The following is a 15,630-nucleotide window of genomic DNA, read 5'->3' on the forward strand; positions in this document are numbered from 1 at the left end:
GTCTTTATCGCTCGAAAGGTTCGCCGAGCGAAGCGACGCCGTTCAGTTTCAGCAGGCGACGGTCGGCGGAGATGATGCCGAGCACGATGATCGTGACCAGATATGGCAGGCTCGAGAGCAGTTGCGAGGGAACATCCAACCCGGTTGCCTGGGCTGCAAGCCCCATCAGCGAGACTGCGCCGAACAGGCAGGCGCCGAGGAAGATACGGCCGGTGAGCCAAGTCCCGAAGACGACGAGGGCGATGGCGATCCAGCCGCGCCCGGCGATCATCCCATCGGCCCAGAGTGGTGTATAGACCACCGACGCATAGGCGCCGGCGAAGCCGGCCATCGCGCCGCCGAAGGCGATGGCGAGGACGCGGACGGATATTACCGAATAGCCGATGGCGTGAGCGGCCTTGGGATTCTCGCCGACGGCGCGGACGATAAGACCAAGCTTGGTGTAGGCAAATATCGCCCACAAAGCCAGCGTCGCGGCGAGCGAAATCCACACGACGATGTCCTGGACGAAAAGGCCGCCGACAACCGGCAGTTCCGAAAGCCCGGGAAGGGCAAGCTTCGGAAGTCCCCTGACCGTGAGGCTTTCATAGGTCTTGCCGAAAAGCGCGGAAAGGCCCTGGCCGAGAATGCCGATGGCAAGGCCCGCCGCCACCTGATTTGCCCGGAATCCCAGCGTGACGAAGGCAAAGAGCAGGGAAAGGGCAGCGCTGCCGAGCCCGGCGACGACGAAACCCAGAAGATGTCCGCCGCCCTGATAGACGACGATGAAGCCGAGTACGGCACCGAAGGCCATCAATCCCTCGACCCCGAGGTTGAGGACGCCGGCGCGCTCGGCCACCAGTTCGCCGAGGGCTGCCAGAAGAAACGGTGTCGCAGCCGCAAGCATGCCGGCAAGAATGAACTCGATGGCGTTCATGAGGGGCTCCGGTGAGCGGCACGGCGCCATTCAAGGCGATAGCGCACGAAGGCGACGGCGATCAGGTAGGCGAGTAGCAGGCTGCCCTGGAAGACACGGACGGCGGCGATCGGCAGGTTGGCCGAGACCATGGCATTGTCGCCACCAATATAGATGACCGCCATGACCAGCGCCGAGATCACGATGCCGATCGGATGCAGGCCGCCGAGATAGGCGACGATGATGGCCGCATAGCCATAACCGCTCGCGACCGAACGCTGCAGCTGACCGAGCGGGCCGGCAACTTCGGCGGCACCGGCAAGACCGGCTGCAAAACCGCCGATCAGCAGCGAAAGCCAGATCGCCCAACCTTCCTTAAAGCCGGCATAGCCGGCAGCCCGCGGCGCCAGACCGCCGACCTGCAGCTTGTAACCGATGAAGCTCCTCTGCATGAAGACCCAGGCCGCAACCGACAAAGCGAGCGTGATGAGGAATGAGACATTGACGCGGGTACCGGCAATCAGGGTCGGCACCATAGCATCGTACTGAAACATCACCGACTGGGGGAAGTTGAAGCCATTCGGATCTTTCCAGGGGCCAAGCAGCAGATAGTTCAGCAGCTGCGCTGCAACGAGGCTCAGCATCAGCGAAACGAGGATCTCGTTGGCGTTGAGGCGCACGCGCCAGAAGGCAGTAAGAGAAGCCCAGAGAGCGCCGCCGATGGCGCCGAGCAACAGCATCGCCGGCCAAATCCACTGGCCTGTTGCCTGGGGAAACCAGACCGGAATGGCAGAGGCGAAGATCGCGCCAAGAATGAATTGGCCTTCGGCGCCGATGTTGAAGACCTTGGCGCGAAAGCCGATCGCCAGCCCCTGTGCGATCAGAAGGAGCGGTCCTGCCTTGAGGAGTACTTCCGAAAATGACGCCCAGGAAAGGAAAGGCTCGAAAAGCATCGCATAGACAACAGCGACAGGGTCGCGGCCCATCAAAACGTAGAGGCCGAGATTCAGTGCGATCGCTCCCCCAAGCGCTATGACAGGTGCGCACAGGGCCGCGGCAATCGATGCGCGCTCCCGGCGGACCAGAGTGGGAACGAAAGCAAGGGACCAAGCGCTCATATATGGACTTTCTCGGGCGAGGCTTGTGCCCCGATCATGTATCGGCCGATCTCCTCGGGCTTCGTGTCCCGCGTTGTGAGCGGCGGGCTGAGCTGGCCGTGATGCAGCACCTGGATGGAATCGCAGAGCTCGAACAGTTCTTCCAGCTCCTCGGAAATGACGAGGATCGCCATGCCCTGATTGCGCAATGCGACCAAGCGGCTGCGGATGGCGGACGCGGCGCCGATATCGACGCCCCAGGTCGGCTGCGCCAGGAAAAGCAATTTGGGAGACAGCATGATTTCGCGGCCAACGATGAACTTCTGCAGATTGCCGCCGGACAGGGTGCCGGCTTCCGCATCCGGGCCCGGTGTGCGCACATCATACTGGCGGATGCAATCATCGGTGAACGCCAACGCCCGCGCTCTGTCGACGAGACCGTGGCGCAAAAGCTTGAGCGGATGGGCCGTCAGCAGGCTGTTGAGGACGAGCGACATTTCGGGCACGGCGCCGCGTCCGAGCCGGTCTTCCGGAACGAAGGCAAATCCGAGCGTCCGCCGTGCGGCGGCATCGAGCCTGCCGACATCCATCCCCATCATGTAGATCCGGTCGCGCTGGTCGCGCCCCAGCACCGTCTCGCCTGAAATCAACGCGGCAAGCTCGCTTTGGCCGTTGCCCGAAATACCGGCGATCCCGAGGATTTCGCCGGCACGCACCGCGAGGCTGATGCCGGAGAGCGGCACCGCGAAGGGATCGTCGGACTGATAGTCCAAACCGATGATCTCCAGCCGCTTTTCGCCGCCAGACAGTGGCAGCGCCGAGATGGGTGCCGGCATGTCATGGCCGATCATCATGCGGGCAAGGTCATGAGCATCGTGTTCACGCGGGTCGACATCCCCGGTCACGCGTCCGCCGCGCAGGATCGTCGCCCGGTCGCAGATCGCCCGGATTTCTTCGAGCTTGTGGGAGATCAACAGGATGGAAACGCCGCCGTCGCGCAGCCGACGCAGCGTGTCGAAGAGCCTCTCCACCAATTGCGGCGGCAGGACAGAGGTCGGCTCGTCGAGGATCAGCAGTTTCGGATTGGTCATCAGGCTTCGGATGATCTCCACCCGCTGCCGTTCGCCGACGGACAGCGCATGCACATGGGCAAGCGGATCGACTTCGAGGCCGAATTCCCGTCCAAGCGTCCGAATACGTTCCTTGAGCTCAGCCTTGCGGCCCGGCACGACCAGCCGAATATTCTCCAGGACGGTCAGGGTTTCGAACAGCGAGAAATGCTGGAAGACCATGCCGATGCCGTGGCGCCTCGCCTCGGCGGGGGAGGCGAGGCGCAACGGGTTTCCTTCCCAGACGACCTCTCCGTCGTCCGGTTGCTCGACGCCGTAGATCAGCTTCATCAGCGTCGATTTTCCCGCCCCGTTTTCCCCGAGGATCGCATGGATCGATTGCGACGCCACGTCCAGATCGATGGCCTGATTGGCATGGATCTGGCCGTAGCTCTTCGAAATGCCGCGCAGCGACAGGAGCGGGGCCATCATGACTTATTTCGGCAGCGGCGTGGACACGCCCTTGACGTGCCAGTTCATGGCGATGATCTCGGGGTCGGCCATGGTCGCACCCGATGCGACAGCTTCGCTGCCGTCGGCCTTGGCGATCGGCCCGGTGAAGGGCGAGAAGCTGCCGTCGGCGATCTTTACCTCGATCTCCTTGATCTTGGTCATCACGTCAGCCGGAATATCCGGGTTCCAGTCGACCACTTCGACGACCTTGTCGGCAACGCCGAGGAACGCATTGGCGCCCTTGAACGTACCGGCGAGATGGGCATCGACCGAAGCCTTGAAGAACGGCGACCAGTCCGTCGCGATGCAGCCGAGATAGGTTTTGGGCGCATATTTCTTCATCGAGGAATTGAGGTTGAAGGCGTAGACGCCGGCTTCCTCACAGGCCGAGATGACAGACGGCGTGTCCTGGGCGTTGGAGAAGATCACGTCGCACTTCTGCGCGATCAGCGCCTTGGCGGCTTCCTGCTCCTTGGCCGGATCGAACCATGAGTTCACCCAGACCACCGAGACCTCGATATCGGGTTTGACGGCCTGGGCGCCGAGCGTAAAGGCGTTGATCGAGGTAATGAGCTCGGGGATAGCAAAGGCCGAGACAGAGCCGAGCTTGCCGGTCTTGGAAAGTGCTGCCGCAGCCATGCCGAGCAGATAGGTGCCCTGGAAATATTTGGCGGCGAAAGGCGAGAAGTTCGGAGCGACCTGGAAGCCGGAGGCGTGCAGAACGGTGACGCTCGGATCGCGGCGGGCGATCTGCAACGCGCCGTTCTGATAACCGAAAGAGCCGGCGACCAGGAACTTGTTTCCGTCGGCGACGGTCTTGTTCATGATGCGGTCGGCATCCGGACCTTCCGCGATATTCTCAAGCACGGTGACCTTCACCTTGTCGCCGTAAGCGGCCTTGATCGGCTCGAGGCCGGCAGCAAGTGCATGCCCCCAGCCAACGTCGCCGACGGGCGAGGGGATTACCAGCGTGATGCCGAGCGGCTCGTCGGCGGCGAAAGCAAGCCGGCTGCCGAGCGCGCCGGCGAGGCCGGTGGCGGCAGCGGCCGTCATCAGGTTTCTGCGGGTCAGTTTGGTCATGTTCTCAGTTCCCTCTTTTGGTTTTTTTAAAATTCCACGGTGGATAGTGCGGCATCGGCATCGGCAGCCAGCTTGGCCTCGTCGAGCCCGGGAAATTCGCCCTTCTGCCAGACGATGCGGCCATTGATCATGGTCATATCCGTCGCCATGCCGATGCCGACGCGGGCAATCAGGCTCAGTGGATCGTGGCGCGTGCCGACATAATCCATACGCCGAGTGTCGATCGCAAACAGGTCGGCAGCCATGCCCGGCGCGAGCCGGCCGATATCGCGCCGGCCGAGCAGGCTGGCACCCCCGGTCGTGCCGTAGCCGAGAAAATCGACCGGCGGCGGCACGGGATGGGCACGGCTGGAGGAGACGAGACATTGCAGCATGTAGGCGGAGTGCAGGCAGTGCATCAGGTTGGAATTGTCGTTGGAGGCAGCGCCGTCGCAGCCGAGGCCGACACGCAGGCCGAAGGCGGCCATGGCGGGAATGTCGGTGACCTCAGCGCCGACCAGATAGACCGGTTCCGGGCAATGCGCGACGCCGGTGCCGCTGGCGGCCATCTTCCTGAGTTCGTCGTGAGTGAGCTCCCAGCAATGGGCATAGAAAGTATCAGGCCCGGCAAAGCCAAGTTCTTCCAGATAGTCGACCGTGCGCATGCCGTGGCGCGCCTGAATGACCGGGCTTTCGCCTTCGCCGACATGGGTATGCATCATGACGCCGCGATCGCGCGCCAGTGCCACCGATTCCAGGAAAGTCTCGCGGTAGCAATTGACCGGCTGACAGGGGGCGACCACGACCTGGCGCATGCTGAAGGGGCTGGTATCGTGATAGGTGTCGATCAGCCGGGCGCAGTCGGCGATGAATTCGTCGGTCGTTTCCAGCATTTCGTCGGGAATGGTCGAGCCTTCCGACTTCGGCAGGGTATTGCCGCCGCGGCCGGCATGGAAACGCATGCCGAGCAGCTCGGCCGCCTCGAACTGGCGGTCGATCAGCCGCTTCCCGGCGTGCCGGGGGAAATTATATTGGTGATCCAAGGCCGTGGTGCAGCCATGCTTGATCATCTCGGCCATCGCCGTGACGGAGGCGTGGTAAAAGCACTCCTCGTTGAGCTGCGAAAAGATCGGGTAGATGCGGTCCAGCCACTCGATCACCGAGAGCTTCGTCCAGTCAAGATCGGCACGGTTGCGCACGAAGCACTGGAAGAAGTGATGATGGGTGTTGACGAGGCCCGGATAGACGAACCAGCCGGCAGCATCCTGTACGGTCGTGCCGGCAGGCAGCGCGTCCGCCCCCAGATTTTCGCCGATCGCCACGATCGCCGGACCGTTGGTCAGGAGATCGACATTGCGATGGACGACCGGCCCTTTGCCCTCGTCGACGATCACGGCAGCGCAGTTCTTCAGGAGATAACCAGCCATCTCACGCCTCGCCCGGTTCGATCTGGGGTTCGGGCTTCAACTCGTGCAGTCGGTGAATGCCAGGCATTTCGATAAATTTGTCGAGGGCGCGCAGCGCGCGGGACCAGAGCCGGATCGCAGGATAAGCATCCAGCGTGACGCCGCCATCGGGCGCCAGCGCCACATAGGGAAAGCAGGCGATGTCGGCAATTGTCGGCCGGCCGGCGGCGAGGAAACGCATGCCGCGAAGACCTTGCTCGACAAGCCCGGCTTCAAGCTCGCGAAGGGCGGCGATGCCCTGGGCCTGCAGCGCGCCGATATCGCCCGGCCGCAGCAGCATCTCATGGAGCCGCGCTGCCCCGAGGCTTGCCGTCAGCCGGCCGGAGAACGACAGCCATTGCTGCACCCGCGCCGCTTCCTCGGCCGTACCGTTGTCGAGCCATTCGGGTGCTGCCTTGGTGGCGAGATAAACGAGGATCGCCGACGATTCCGTCAGGATCAGGTCGCCATCCTCCAGGATCGGAATGGAGCCTGCCGGATTGAGTGCAAGCAGCTCGGGGCCTCGATGCTCGGCGCCGGGATGGAAATCCACCGGGCGCAAGTCAAGCTTCACGCCGGTCAGCGCCGCCATCAGGCGCACCTTGTAGCAACTGGGCGAGAGAATATAGTCGTAGAGCTTCATTGCGCCACCAGCTGTGCGCCGTAGGTATAATTGTGACGCTTCAGCCAGCGCCGGTAAGCGATCGATGTCAGATCGGCCCGCGTCGGAATTTCCATGCCGGGGTCGAGCGGCAACAGCCGCGGGATCTGGTTTTCGAGGATCGACCGGTCCTGCAGAAAGATCGTCTGCTGGAAATGGATGAGGTCGGTCATCGCGGTCTCGTCATCGAAGAGCGCCATCCACGGCCAGACGTCGCAGAGGTCTTCGGCCAGCGGCTGCACGAAGAGCGTGATGACATCCCATTCGCTCGGGCGCGGCGGGCAGGTCTTGTAAAGCACGGAGCAGGTGGGCGCCGGCACGCGATACATGTATTCCGTGGTGATCCCGCCGCTTGCCGACTTGGCGGCCTGCGGCTGGTAGAATTTCACCTGCGTCGCCCAGACCTCGTCTTCTTCCTCGCGGATCTCGACCTTGTAGTTCTGGACCTCCGTATGCGGCTCTGCGCCGAGAATATCGGTGTGAACGAAGGGGAAATGGGCGATGTCGAGGAAGTTCTCGACGGCGCGGAGCGGCGAGCAGCGCACGCGCACCACGCCGACATCGACGAAGCGGCGGCCGGGCTGGTCGGCCTCGGGAATGGGGAAAAGTTCCTTCTTCGGCTCGCCGAGGGAGGACCAAACATGACCGTAACGGACGCGCACCGGCAGAACGCGGCCATCGCCGCCCGTCACCCGCGCATTGCCATCGGCATCGCGCGCCACTTCGATCGGCTCGCCCATCAGCGCCGTCTTACGGCCGGCGCTGTCGAGCTGGCTAAAAAGCCCGACCGGATACCATTCATCGATCATCGCCTGCATGGTCATTGCGCGATCTCCCTCTGAAGACCCTCAGCCCGGCGGCGCAGGCTTTCGGCGGCCCGTGAAGCACCGATGCCCGCAGCAAGGCTGGCATCACCCTTCAGCAGCACATGGATCAGCGTCTGTCCGTCTTCTTGGGCGGATAATAGCAGACAGACGGCCCCGGTGGATGCGTCGATCTCGACAAGACCGTCATCGCTCGCCTTGCTGCCGGCCGCCGCCTCGATCGCGGCGATGCCGGCGAACGCCGTCAGGGAGCGCAGGGGAATGAGACCCTCGAGCCCCGGCGGCTTCGATGCGGGCGTGCCCACGGCCACCCAGATCACGCTGCCCACTTCCTCGACATCATGGGTGGCGACGCGGATGGTTTCCGGTGGCGTCAGCCCCGGATGGGCGGGGATGCGCAGACAGTTTCCGGCTTGGCCATAGCTCCAGCCGTGATAGATGCAGGAAAGCGCCTCGCCACGCACGAAGCCGTGAGACAGGCGCATGCCGCGATGCGGACAGCGATCCGCCGATGCCGATATGTGCCCCGAAGCGCTGCGCCACAGGGCAATCGATCCGGCTGCCGTCCGTGCCGGCATGACGGTTCCGGCCGGTAAATCCCGGGAAAGGGCGACTGGCGTCCAAAAGCCCGTCGTATCGGAAGGCATGACTAGAATTCCCAAACAAAACCAGATGCTTGCCGATCAAGTTCCGCGTCGGCGCCGCGGCAATTCCGCCGCAACCCTATCAGGTTTGCATAATTATTTCGCATTGGCAACATTGAGTAAATAATATGCACGGAGGAAATATCCTACAGCCCGGCACTAGGTGTTTTCGCGCTGAGCGCCGTGCGTTCTATCCTCTCGACCCATACGTCGATGGGCCCGAGAGAGCATCCCATCTCCATCATGTCGATCAGTTCCTCCGGCCCAGCAACCTCAAGTTCGATCCGCATGGAACTCGTATGAGATATGGTGTGCGAGAGCCCAAGCTTGGCGGCATGACGCCGGATCCAGGGAACGAAGGAGGCAGCCTCCAGATCACCGACAATCGTCATCCGCTCCAGAAGGTGGTTTGTCTCTTGTCCCATGCTCGCCCTTGCTTTCCTACACCACAGCGCCTGAAGGAACTTGGGGAAGGGGTAATCGTCAAATACGAGAATATGGCGTCGGAATTTCCTTTGCAAATCCCTGCGGCAACATACCAATTCCTGCCACCGTATACCTGCGCGTTGGCGCAGTCTGAGCCACGCTAGCAACTACCAGTCAGCATTGCGACAAAAGCCGTGACCTTGGGCGGACGAAACCGAGCTGCCGGATAGACGACATAAATTCCTCCGGCAGGCAGGGTCCAGTCCGGCAACAATCTTATCAGTCGGCCAGCCTCTATATGCTCTCCAGCCAGAAAATCCGGCAGGACAGATATGCCTGCCCCCGCAAGCGTGGCCGCGAGAACCGCAGGCGTCGAATTGCTCATGAGGCTCTGTTGCATCCGCACGGTCCGCCGGTCGAAATCGCCCTGGATAAACCTCCAGACCACCGGCTCCTTGAGGGCCAGGTTGGCGATAAACGGCTGGCCCGCCGCATCCTCTGGACTGTTCAAACCGAGCGTGCCAAAGAAGCTGGGGGACACCACAAGAAACTGCCGGAACGAACCGATCCGTCTCGCTTGGTGACTGGAGTCATCGAGCCATCCAACGCGGATCGACAGGTCGATCTGATTGGCGAGCAGATCCATCTTCGTATCAGCGAGCAGAAGCTCGACCCTGCAAGCGGGGTACTTCCGGATAAAGGCCGCAGCAATGGGAGCGATCGTGCTCGCACCATAATCATTGGGCGCAGCAATGCGTAGCATGCCTGTCGGCTCGGCATTTGCGCGGGTGATTTCATCGACAGCGTCCCCGGCTTCGCGGAAGATCATGACGCAGCGTGCGTAGAGAAGCTTGCCGGCCTCAGTCGGCTCGACGCGTCGTGTTGTCCGGAGAAGCAAGCTAGTTTTCAACTCAGCTTCCAGCCGCGCAACCTGCTGGCTGACGACCGTCTTCGTGATCGCGAGGCGCTCGGCAGCTTTCGTGAACGAGCCGGTATCGACGACGGCTGCAAAATAGGCCAGCCGATTGAGGTTGACAGCCTCCATAGCCTTCTTCCATTTGATTGTAAGTTTTTGACATACATTCTGTCACATTTAACAATATTTATCACTCAATAGAAGTGCACTATCTGTTGTCCATCGCTTCAAGGATGGTCCGACATGCATCTTACCTATCTCTACGATCCGCTTTGCGGCTGGTGTTATGGTGCGGCGCCCGTGCTCGACAAATTGGCCATGCTCGACAACCTCACCGTCGAGCTTGCGCCCAGCGGGCTTTTCGCGGGCGAAGGCGCCCGTCCGCTGGATGAACGCTTTGCAGCCTATGCCTGGCACAATGACCAGCGGATCAACCGGCTCACGAGGCAGGTCTTCAGCCAGCTCTATCGCGATCAGGTTCTCGGGGGCGCAGACGGTATGTTCGACTCAGCCCCTGCGACGCTTGGGATCATAGCCGTCGGGGTGACGCAACTCGACAGGGAAGGCGATGCCCTGAAGGCACTTCAAAGCGCTCGCTATGTTGACGGCCGCAATACCTCGGAGATCGCTGTCGTGGCCGACGTTCTCGATCGAGCCGGGTTTCCCGATGCCGCCGCCCGTGCCCGGGCTCCGGACGAGGCTCTGCTCGATATCTATCGCAACAGGATCGGGAAGTCCCGCCAACTCATGGCTGCATTCCGGATGGATGGTGTCCCCGCGCTTTTTATTGGCGAGGGCGATAAGCGCCACATGCTGCGCAGCGATGCCCTATTCGGCGGCTTTGACCGACTTGCTGCCGAGCTTCAGGCGGCGTGATCGTTCATTTTCAGCAGACCGTTCCATGAACCTACCGACAAACCCCGTCGCAGGGGCAAACACTCGCAGCAGAAATCGAAACTGAAGATCATCGGAGACAACCATGTACTCAAGGAGAGAAATCATGAAAGCCACGCTCGCAGCCGGCGCCGTTGCCGTTTTTGCGCCTGCCGGCCTCGGCAACGCGACGGGATCAAAGCTGGCGTGGAAGCACTTCCCCGCCGGTCAGAATGGCTTCTTTCGCGCTCCGGCGCTGCTGACCGGCCCCAGCGAAGCGTTGCTGATCGATGGCGGGTTCAGCTATCCCGACGGCCGTGCGCTGGCGGAAGCCATCAAGGCCACGGGAAAGACGCTGAACGCGATTTATGTCAGCCAGTCCGATCCGGACTATTACTTCAGCCTGAAGCCGGTCCTCGAAGCCTTTCCCGGCACACAAGTGCTGGCAGCTTCCGATACGATTGCAGCGATCAAGGGCAACGTCGAGAAAAAGCTTGCCGTTTGGGGGCCGCAGCTCAAGGAGAACGGCCCGCAGACCCTTGCAGACATCGTCATGCCGGAAGCCTTCGACGCTCCAAGCCTCACAGTCGATGGTGAAACCGTCGAGATTGTCGCGGCCGAAGCAGGATTAAGCAATCGCCGGTACCTGTTCGTGCCATCGCTGAACGCTGTTTTCGGAGGCGTCATGATTTTCTCCGGCGTCCACGTGTGGACGGCCGACACCCAGGCTCCGGAACAGCGTGCCGCTTGGGTGGCCACCCTCGACAAGATCAGCGCCCGCAAGCCATCGATCGTCGTTCCCGGCCACATGATGCCGGAAGCGGCAACCGATCTGTCCGCCGTCGAACACACGAAGAGCTATCTGCTCGCTTTCGAGGAAGAACTCGCCAAGGCCGCCGATTCCACCGCGCTGAAGGCCGCCATGGAAGCCCGCTTCCCCGGTCTCGGCATGGGCGTTGCGCTCGACATCGGCTCCAAGGTTGCCAAGGGAGAAATGAAGTGGGGCTGAACGGCCGATCTTCAAACTGATCCGAAGGGCCTGGGGGGGCCCGGTGAAATTCAGTCCTCACCGGGCGCAATTCTTGAAAAGCACATTGCTGGGATGGATCAGGCGCTCAGAACCTGACCCTGAACCCCGCCGTGCCAGTCACATAATAGCTGTCGCCAAAATTGCCCAGGCTGGTATTGGCTGTCACTTCGGTGTGGAGTGCGTATTTGTCGTCGGCCCAGCTATAGCTGCCGCCGACGCCGACGCCGCCCCAAAGCGGCTCTTCCTCGCTGGTGAGTTTTACCCCGGCGAGATCCGTCTGCGCGCCGGAGAGGAACTCATAGTGGATATTGGCGATGCCATAGGCATGCAGGCGGCTGGTTTGACCGGAGGCGTCGGTCAAGGCGGTCTGGTAGTCGGCGGAGATACCCAATCGCCCCTTAAGGCTATCGCCGTCTAGCAGCGACACGGAGGCTCCGAAGGCATCGGTGAAATCGTCATAGTCGACTGCCGAATGGACCAATTGTACCTGGGGAGTGATCGACCAATTGGCCCCGAGCGTGATCTCCTGGCCCATTTCCAATCCCAATGCATAGCCAAAGCCATCTATGCCCGAGGCGAGGCTCGTGGCCGCGGTCGTCGAGGACAGGTCGCTGTCGTACCAAGTCAGATTGGCCTGCGCATCGAGATAGAAGCCAGTTTCGGCCTGCCATGTCAGCGTCGCACCCACACCATAGCCGGTCGCACTAATGCTGCCGGCCCCATACGGGGAGGTGATGTCGGCCGCAAGCGTGCCATAACGCGCCCAAACGCCGCCGGTCAGTTGGCCGGCCGTCCCGTCATCGAGCAGCCCATCGGCTCCTGCCTGGAGCTGCCAGATGTCGACATCATATGCCGCGTCGGTCGTCGACGTTTTGGGGTCGATGCGTAGATGGCTACCAGTAATCCGGCCCCAGATGCCGCTTCCCGACGCGGCCGCGTCAGGCAGGGTGCCGGTATCGACGACGTCACTCGTCCAGGACCGGTTGCCGACGCGCTGGCGCAATGTCTCGAGGCTATTGAAGCTCTGCAGCACATTGGCATAGGCCTCGTAGACGGGCGCGCCTGGCTGGTAAAGCGGCACCGTTGGGACGCCCGGGATCGAGGGATCAAGCAGCGCCGAACGCAGATACCAGTCGCCATCAGCCGGCGTGCTGACGCCATCCTTGTAGAGTCGATAGCCATAGGCACCAGCCACGACGGCCTGTTCGCCCTCGAAGATATAGCTGCCCAAAAGCGCGAAGGTGCCATTCGATGCTCCGCCGATATCAACGATCTTGATGCCTTCAATGGTCGGGGCGCCGATGCCGCCAAGATTGATGACGTTGACGCTGGTAACACCGGCCGTATCGCCGGTGACGATCAGCCTGTCGGCCGGCGAACTGTCGCCGCCCAGCACGGCTTCGATTTCCAGATTGCCGCCTGTGCCGATGTAATTGCCGTTGATGGTCAGCGTACCAATAGAATTGCCCGGTGCGATCAAGCCGCCGGCTTCATTGGTTGTCGTGCCGACCGTGCCGTTTCCCATCAGGGTGCCGCCACCGGCAACGGTCAATGTGCCGCCCAATTGACCATTCACGGACAATATGCCCGCAGAGATGCGGGTCTGTCCTACGAATGACGAGCTGTTCGCCGTCAGCGTGGTCATGCCGGTCCCCAGCTGACGGATTTGGCCGATGCCGGAGATGACGCCATTGAAACTCATGGCATCCGACCGTCCAAAGGCGAGAATGCCGGCATTGCTGACATTGCCGGCCAGGGTGCCCGACGTGCCGCCATTGCCGATCTGCAAAGCACCAGACGTGATGATGCTGCCGCCCGTATGGGTATTGGCTCCAATCAGAACTGTGGTGCCCAAGCCGCGTTGCACCAGGCTGCCGACACCGCTTGTGGCGCCGGCAAAGATCGAATCGTCCGAGCGATCGAAGGCGAGAACGCCGGCATTGGCGACATTGCCTGCCAAGCTGCCGGTGGTGCCGCCATTGCCGATCTGCACGGTGCCGGCGTTGATCGTCGTACCGCCCGCATGGGAGGCGGCACCGGCAATGATCAGCGTGCCGCTCCCAGCTTTGTCGAAACTACCGGCGCCCGAAACGGCACCGTTTAGGGTCAGTGTCGTGCCGGCATCGGTCAGCAATCCGCCGGTGCTGGGCATGGTGAGCGTGCGGGCTGTGGCGATATCGGCAGTCGTGCGCAACGTGCCTCCGTCAAGCACAAGATTGCCGGAGGCAGCGCCGAGATTGAGGTCGTCCGCGATGATCAGGGTGCCGCCCTCGATCGCCGTGCCCCCCGTATAGCTGTTAGTGCCTCCCAAAACCAAGGTGCCTAGATCGGTCTTGACCAGTTGCGATGCGCCGGTGAGTTCGGAGTCTATGGTTGCACTGATAGCTGCGCCGCCAACTGTGCCGTCGCCGACGCGAATGATGGACGAGGGGGAGCCCGACAGGGTGATCACCCCGCCAACGAGCTGATAGCCATCAGTGGCGAACTGCATGCCAGAACTATCGACGGCTCCAAGGCTGTTGTCGACCGTCACTGTGCCTGGCGTGCCGGCGAAGATCGCGAAGCTTGCATCCTGGTAAGATCCGTTGAGCGCGCCAGTGCCCTCCGTCCAGTTGTCATTGCCCGCGGAGGACTGCCAAGTGCCGGTCCCGCCGTCCACCACGCCGTTGTTCCTGGGTATGGTACTGCCGTCCCAATAACTCAGCGTCAGGCCTTGCGTGTTGACCAGGTTGACCTGATTGGCAATCGAGGTCTGCACGTAGGAGCCGGGAGCTGGGATCGTGCCGATCGTCAGGCCGTTATCGGTGAACGTGCCGGTATAACTGATAAGCCGGTAGATGCCGGGATCGAATGTGCCCCCTGCCGATACCGCCACATTCAGTGTGCCGTCGAGCGTGAGATCACCGCCAACTGTGACCAGGTCGTTGAAAGCACCGCCGACCGTATAGGCCTGGCCAAGATCGTAATCGAGTATCGATCCGCTGGAGACGAAGAGATCTCCCAGGATCGCGAGGGTGCCTGGCTCCGTGTCGAGAGCGCCCGGCGATAGCGTCGCGCCATTCCCGATCAGGACATTGCCGCCAATCATGCCGTTGCCGCCCAGCGTCGCACTGGCATCGACAGAGATTTCACTTGTAGCAGCGCCAAACGTGCCGACGGTATTGTTGACGAGGAGCCCGCCGGCGGCGACCGTAACGTCGCCGATATAGGTGAAACTATCGCCGCTGACCGTCAGGTCAGCCGCACCATTCTTGATAAAGCCGCCAGTCCCGGTGAACACACCGGCATAGGTCTGGGCAAGCGATTGGGCGATCGTCAGATCGGCGTCCAGATTAATGGTTCCGCCAGTCCCCGATAAGTTTGCCTTGGCCTGTGCGACGTCGATATCCAGAGTGCCGCCATTGACGACGAGCGCGCCCGTCGAGGTGCCAAGCGCGCCGAATGATGCTGCGCGCAATTGGCCCGAATTGACGGTGGTCGTGCCGCCATAGGCGTTTGCGCCGGTGAGCGTGATCAGGGCCGAGCCCGTCTTGGTGATCGAACCGCTTCCCAAGATAGTGTTGGCCACGGTTGTATCGACGCTCGACTGATCGAAATCCAGACCGCCCGTGACCGAGAGGGCGCCGATCAAACCGGAGGTCGCATTGGCAAAGGTGAGGCTATTGGCTCCGCCGGTAAAGGTGATCGCATTGGCCCCGGCACCGGCTGTGACCAGACCGGCCCCACCCATGGTAATCGCAAGGTTCTGGCCGACGATGCCGGCCCCACTGGGGCCTACGGCTCCCAAAGAAAAGCCTAGGCCACCGGCGCCGCCGATGCCTCCGGTTATGCCCGCCCCGATGGTCAATGTCGTGGTGCCTCCACCACTGACCAGCAAGCCGATGCCACCATCTCCGCCTGCCCCGCCAACGATGCCCGCGCCACCAGCGCCGCCGGCTCCGCCCGTAATGCCAGCATTGATGATAAAAGACTGGGCGGTGCCGCCGATGAGAGAAAGACCGACGCCGCCATCGCCCGCACCCCCGCCGAAAGCGTTCACAGACGCGCCGCCCACACCACCCGCGCCACCGGTCACCCCGACGCCGAGCGTTCCAACGGCTCCCGTGTTGACCGCTCCAAAGCCGCCCGCGCCGCCGCCACCGCCACCGCCGCTTCCTGGAGCCGCCCCACCGGCTGCGCCGACGCCGCCCGTTGCTCC

The 15,630-nt window shown here is 62.2% G+C and carries 13 protein-coding genes; 2 read left to right on the forward strand and 11 right to left on the reverse strand.

The features are described from left to right. Window positions 1-4: 4 nt before the first annotated feature. From GR198_RS23965 to GR198_RS24010, 10 genes are all read right to left on the reverse strand, one after another. Window positions 5-916, reverse strand: a complete 912-nt coding sequence (locus GR198_RS23965) for an ABC transporter permease (protein WP_164049300.1) — start codon at window positions 914-916, stop codon at window positions 5-7. Next, window positions 913-2,013, reverse strand: a complete 1,101-nt coding sequence (locus GR198_RS23970) for an ABC transporter permease (RefSeq protein WP_164049299.1) — start codon at window positions 2,011-2,013, stop codon at window positions 913-915. The genes GR198_RS23965 and GR198_RS23970 overlap by 4 nt, the downstream gene beginning before the upstream one ends. Then, a complete protein-coding gene (locus GR198_RS23975) occupies window positions 2,010-3,533 on the reverse strand; it encodes an ABC transporter ATP-binding protein (protein ID WP_164069698.1) in 1,524 nt (507 codons plus the stop codon). The genes GR198_RS23970 and GR198_RS23975 overlap by 4 nt, the downstream gene beginning before the upstream one ends. Before the next feature lie 3 nt (window positions 3,534-3,536). Beyond that, complete coding sequence (locus tag GR198_RS23980) at window positions 3,537-4,634, reverse strand: BMP family ABC transporter substrate-binding protein (protein WP_017958144.1); 1,098 nt, start codon at window positions 4,632-4,634, stop codon at window positions 3,537-3,539. Window positions 4,635-4,660: 26 nt separating this feature from the next. Further along, on the reverse strand, window positions 4,661-6,040 hold the full coding sequence (locus GR198_RS23985; protein ID WP_164069699.1) for an amidohydrolase: 1,380 nt from the start codon (window positions 6,038-6,040) through the stop codon (window positions 4,661-4,663). A gap of 1 nt (window position 6,041) precedes the next feature. Then, window positions 6,042-6,701 (reverse strand): glutathione S-transferase family protein, encoded by a 660-nt coding sequence (locus GR198_RS23990; protein WP_164069700.1) that lies wholly within the window; start codon window positions 6,699-6,701, stop codon window positions 6,042-6,044. Continuing rightward, a complete protein-coding gene (locus GR198_RS23995) occupies window positions 6,698-7,543 on the reverse strand; it encodes an aromatic ring-hydroxylating oxygenase subunit alpha (RefSeq protein ID WP_164069701.1) in 846 nt (281 codons plus the stop codon). Before GR198_RS23995 ends, GR198_RS23990 begins: the two co-directional genes overlap by 4 nt. Continuing rightward, the gene (locus tag GR198_RS24000) at window positions 7,540-8,190 is read right to left on the reverse strand and encodes a Rieske 2Fe-2S domain-containing protein (protein ID WP_164069702.1); all 651 of its coding nucleotides are present in this window, start codon (window positions 8,188-8,190) and stop codon (window positions 7,540-7,542) included. Before GR198_RS24000 ends, GR198_RS23995 begins: the two co-directional genes overlap by 4 nt. Window positions 8,191-8,333: 143 nt before the next feature. Next, window positions 8,334-8,612 carry an acylphosphatase gene (locus tag GR198_RS24005; protein ID WP_164069703.1) on the reverse strand — a complete coding sequence of 93 codons (279 nt, stop codon included), beginning with the start codon at window positions 8,610-8,612 and terminating at the stop codon, window positions 8,334-8,336. 161 nt (window positions 8,613-8,773) lie between these two features. Further along, window positions 8,774-9,658, reverse strand: a complete 885-nt coding sequence (locus tag GR198_RS24010) for a LysR family transcriptional regulator (RefSeq protein ID WP_029873651.1) — start codon at window positions 9,656-9,658, stop codon at window positions 8,774-8,776. 114 nt (window positions 9,659-9,772) lie between these two features. Between GR198_RS24010 and GR198_RS24015 the strand changes: the two genes are divergently transcribed. Together GR198_RS24015 and GR198_RS24020 are read left to right on the forward strand one after the other, a co-directional pair. Beyond that, window positions 9,773-10,405 (forward strand): DsbA family protein, encoded by a 633-nt coding sequence (locus GR198_RS24015; RefSeq protein ID WP_029873652.1) that lies wholly within the window; start codon window positions 9,773-9,775, stop codon window positions 10,403-10,405. A gap of 103 nt (window positions 10,406-10,508) precedes the next feature. After that, complete coding sequence (locus GR198_RS24020) at window positions 10,509-11,411, forward strand: MBL fold metallo-hydrolase (protein ID WP_164069704.1); 903 nt, start codon at window positions 10,509-10,511, stop codon at window positions 11,409-11,411. A 106-nt stretch (window positions 11,412-11,517) separates the two neighbouring features. On the opposite strand, the gene GR198_RS24025 is transcribed toward GR198_RS24020, so the two are convergent. Continuing rightward, window positions 11,518-15,630: autotransporter outer membrane beta-barrel domain-containing protein (locus GR198_RS24025; RefSeq protein ID WP_164069705.1), on the reverse strand; the 4,113-nt coding region annotated here is incomplete at its 5' end.

This window comes from Rhizobium leguminosarum (genome assembly GCF_010668065.1).
Lineage (GTDB): Bacteria > Pseudomonadota > Alphaproteobacteria > Rhizobiales > Rhizobiaceae > Rhizobium > Rhizobium leguminosarum_S.

Bases quoted from the DNA above. Each gene is read 5' to 3' on its own strand.
- GR198_RS24000 (WP_164069702.1), bottom strand. From the start codon at position 8,190: ATGCCTTCCGATACGACGGGCTTTTGGACGCCAGTCGCCCTTTCCCGG.
- GR198_RS24020 (WP_164069704.1), top strand. From the start codon at position 10,509: ATGTACTCAAGGAGAGAAATCATGAAAGCCACGCTCGCAGCCGGCGCC.
- GR198_RS23985 (WP_164069699.1), bottom strand. From the start codon at position 6,040: ATGGCTGGTTATCTCCTGAAGAACTGCGCTGCCGTGATCGTCGACGAG.
- GR198_RS23980 (WP_017958144.1), bottom strand. From the start codon at position 4,634: ATGACCAAACTGACCCGCAGAAACCTGATGACGGCCGCTGCCGCCACC.
- GR198_RS23970 (WP_164049299.1), bottom strand. From the start codon at position 2,013: ATGAGCGCTTGGTCCCTTGCTTTCGTTCCCACTCTGGTCCGCCGGGAG.
- GR198_RS23990 (WP_164069700.1), bottom strand. From the start codon at position 6,701: ATGAAGCTCTACGACTATATTCTCTCGCCCAGTTGCTACAAGGTGCGC.
- GR198_RS24005 (WP_164069703.1), bottom strand. From the start codon at position 8,612: ATGGGACAAGAGACAAACCACCTTCTGGAGCGGATGACGATTGTCGGT.
- GR198_RS23965 (WP_164049300.1), bottom strand. From the start codon at position 916: ATGAACGCCATCGAGTTCATTCTTGCCGGCATGCTTGCGGCTGCGACA.
- GR198_RS23975 (WP_164069698.1), bottom strand. From the start codon at position 3,533: ATGATGGCCCCGCTCCTGTCGCTGCGCGGCATTTCGAAGAGCTACGGC.
- GR198_RS24010 (WP_029873651.1), bottom strand. From the start codon at position 9,658: ATGGAGGCTGTCAACCTCAATCGGCTGGCCTATTTTGCAGCCGTCGTC.
- GR198_RS23995 (WP_164069701.1), bottom strand. From the start codon at position 7,543: ATGACCATGCAGGCGATGATCGATGAATGGTATCCGGTCGGGCTTTTT.
- GR198_RS24015 (WP_029873652.1), top strand. From the start codon at position 9,773: ATGCATCTTACCTATCTCTACGATCCGCTTTGCGGCTGGTGTTATGGT.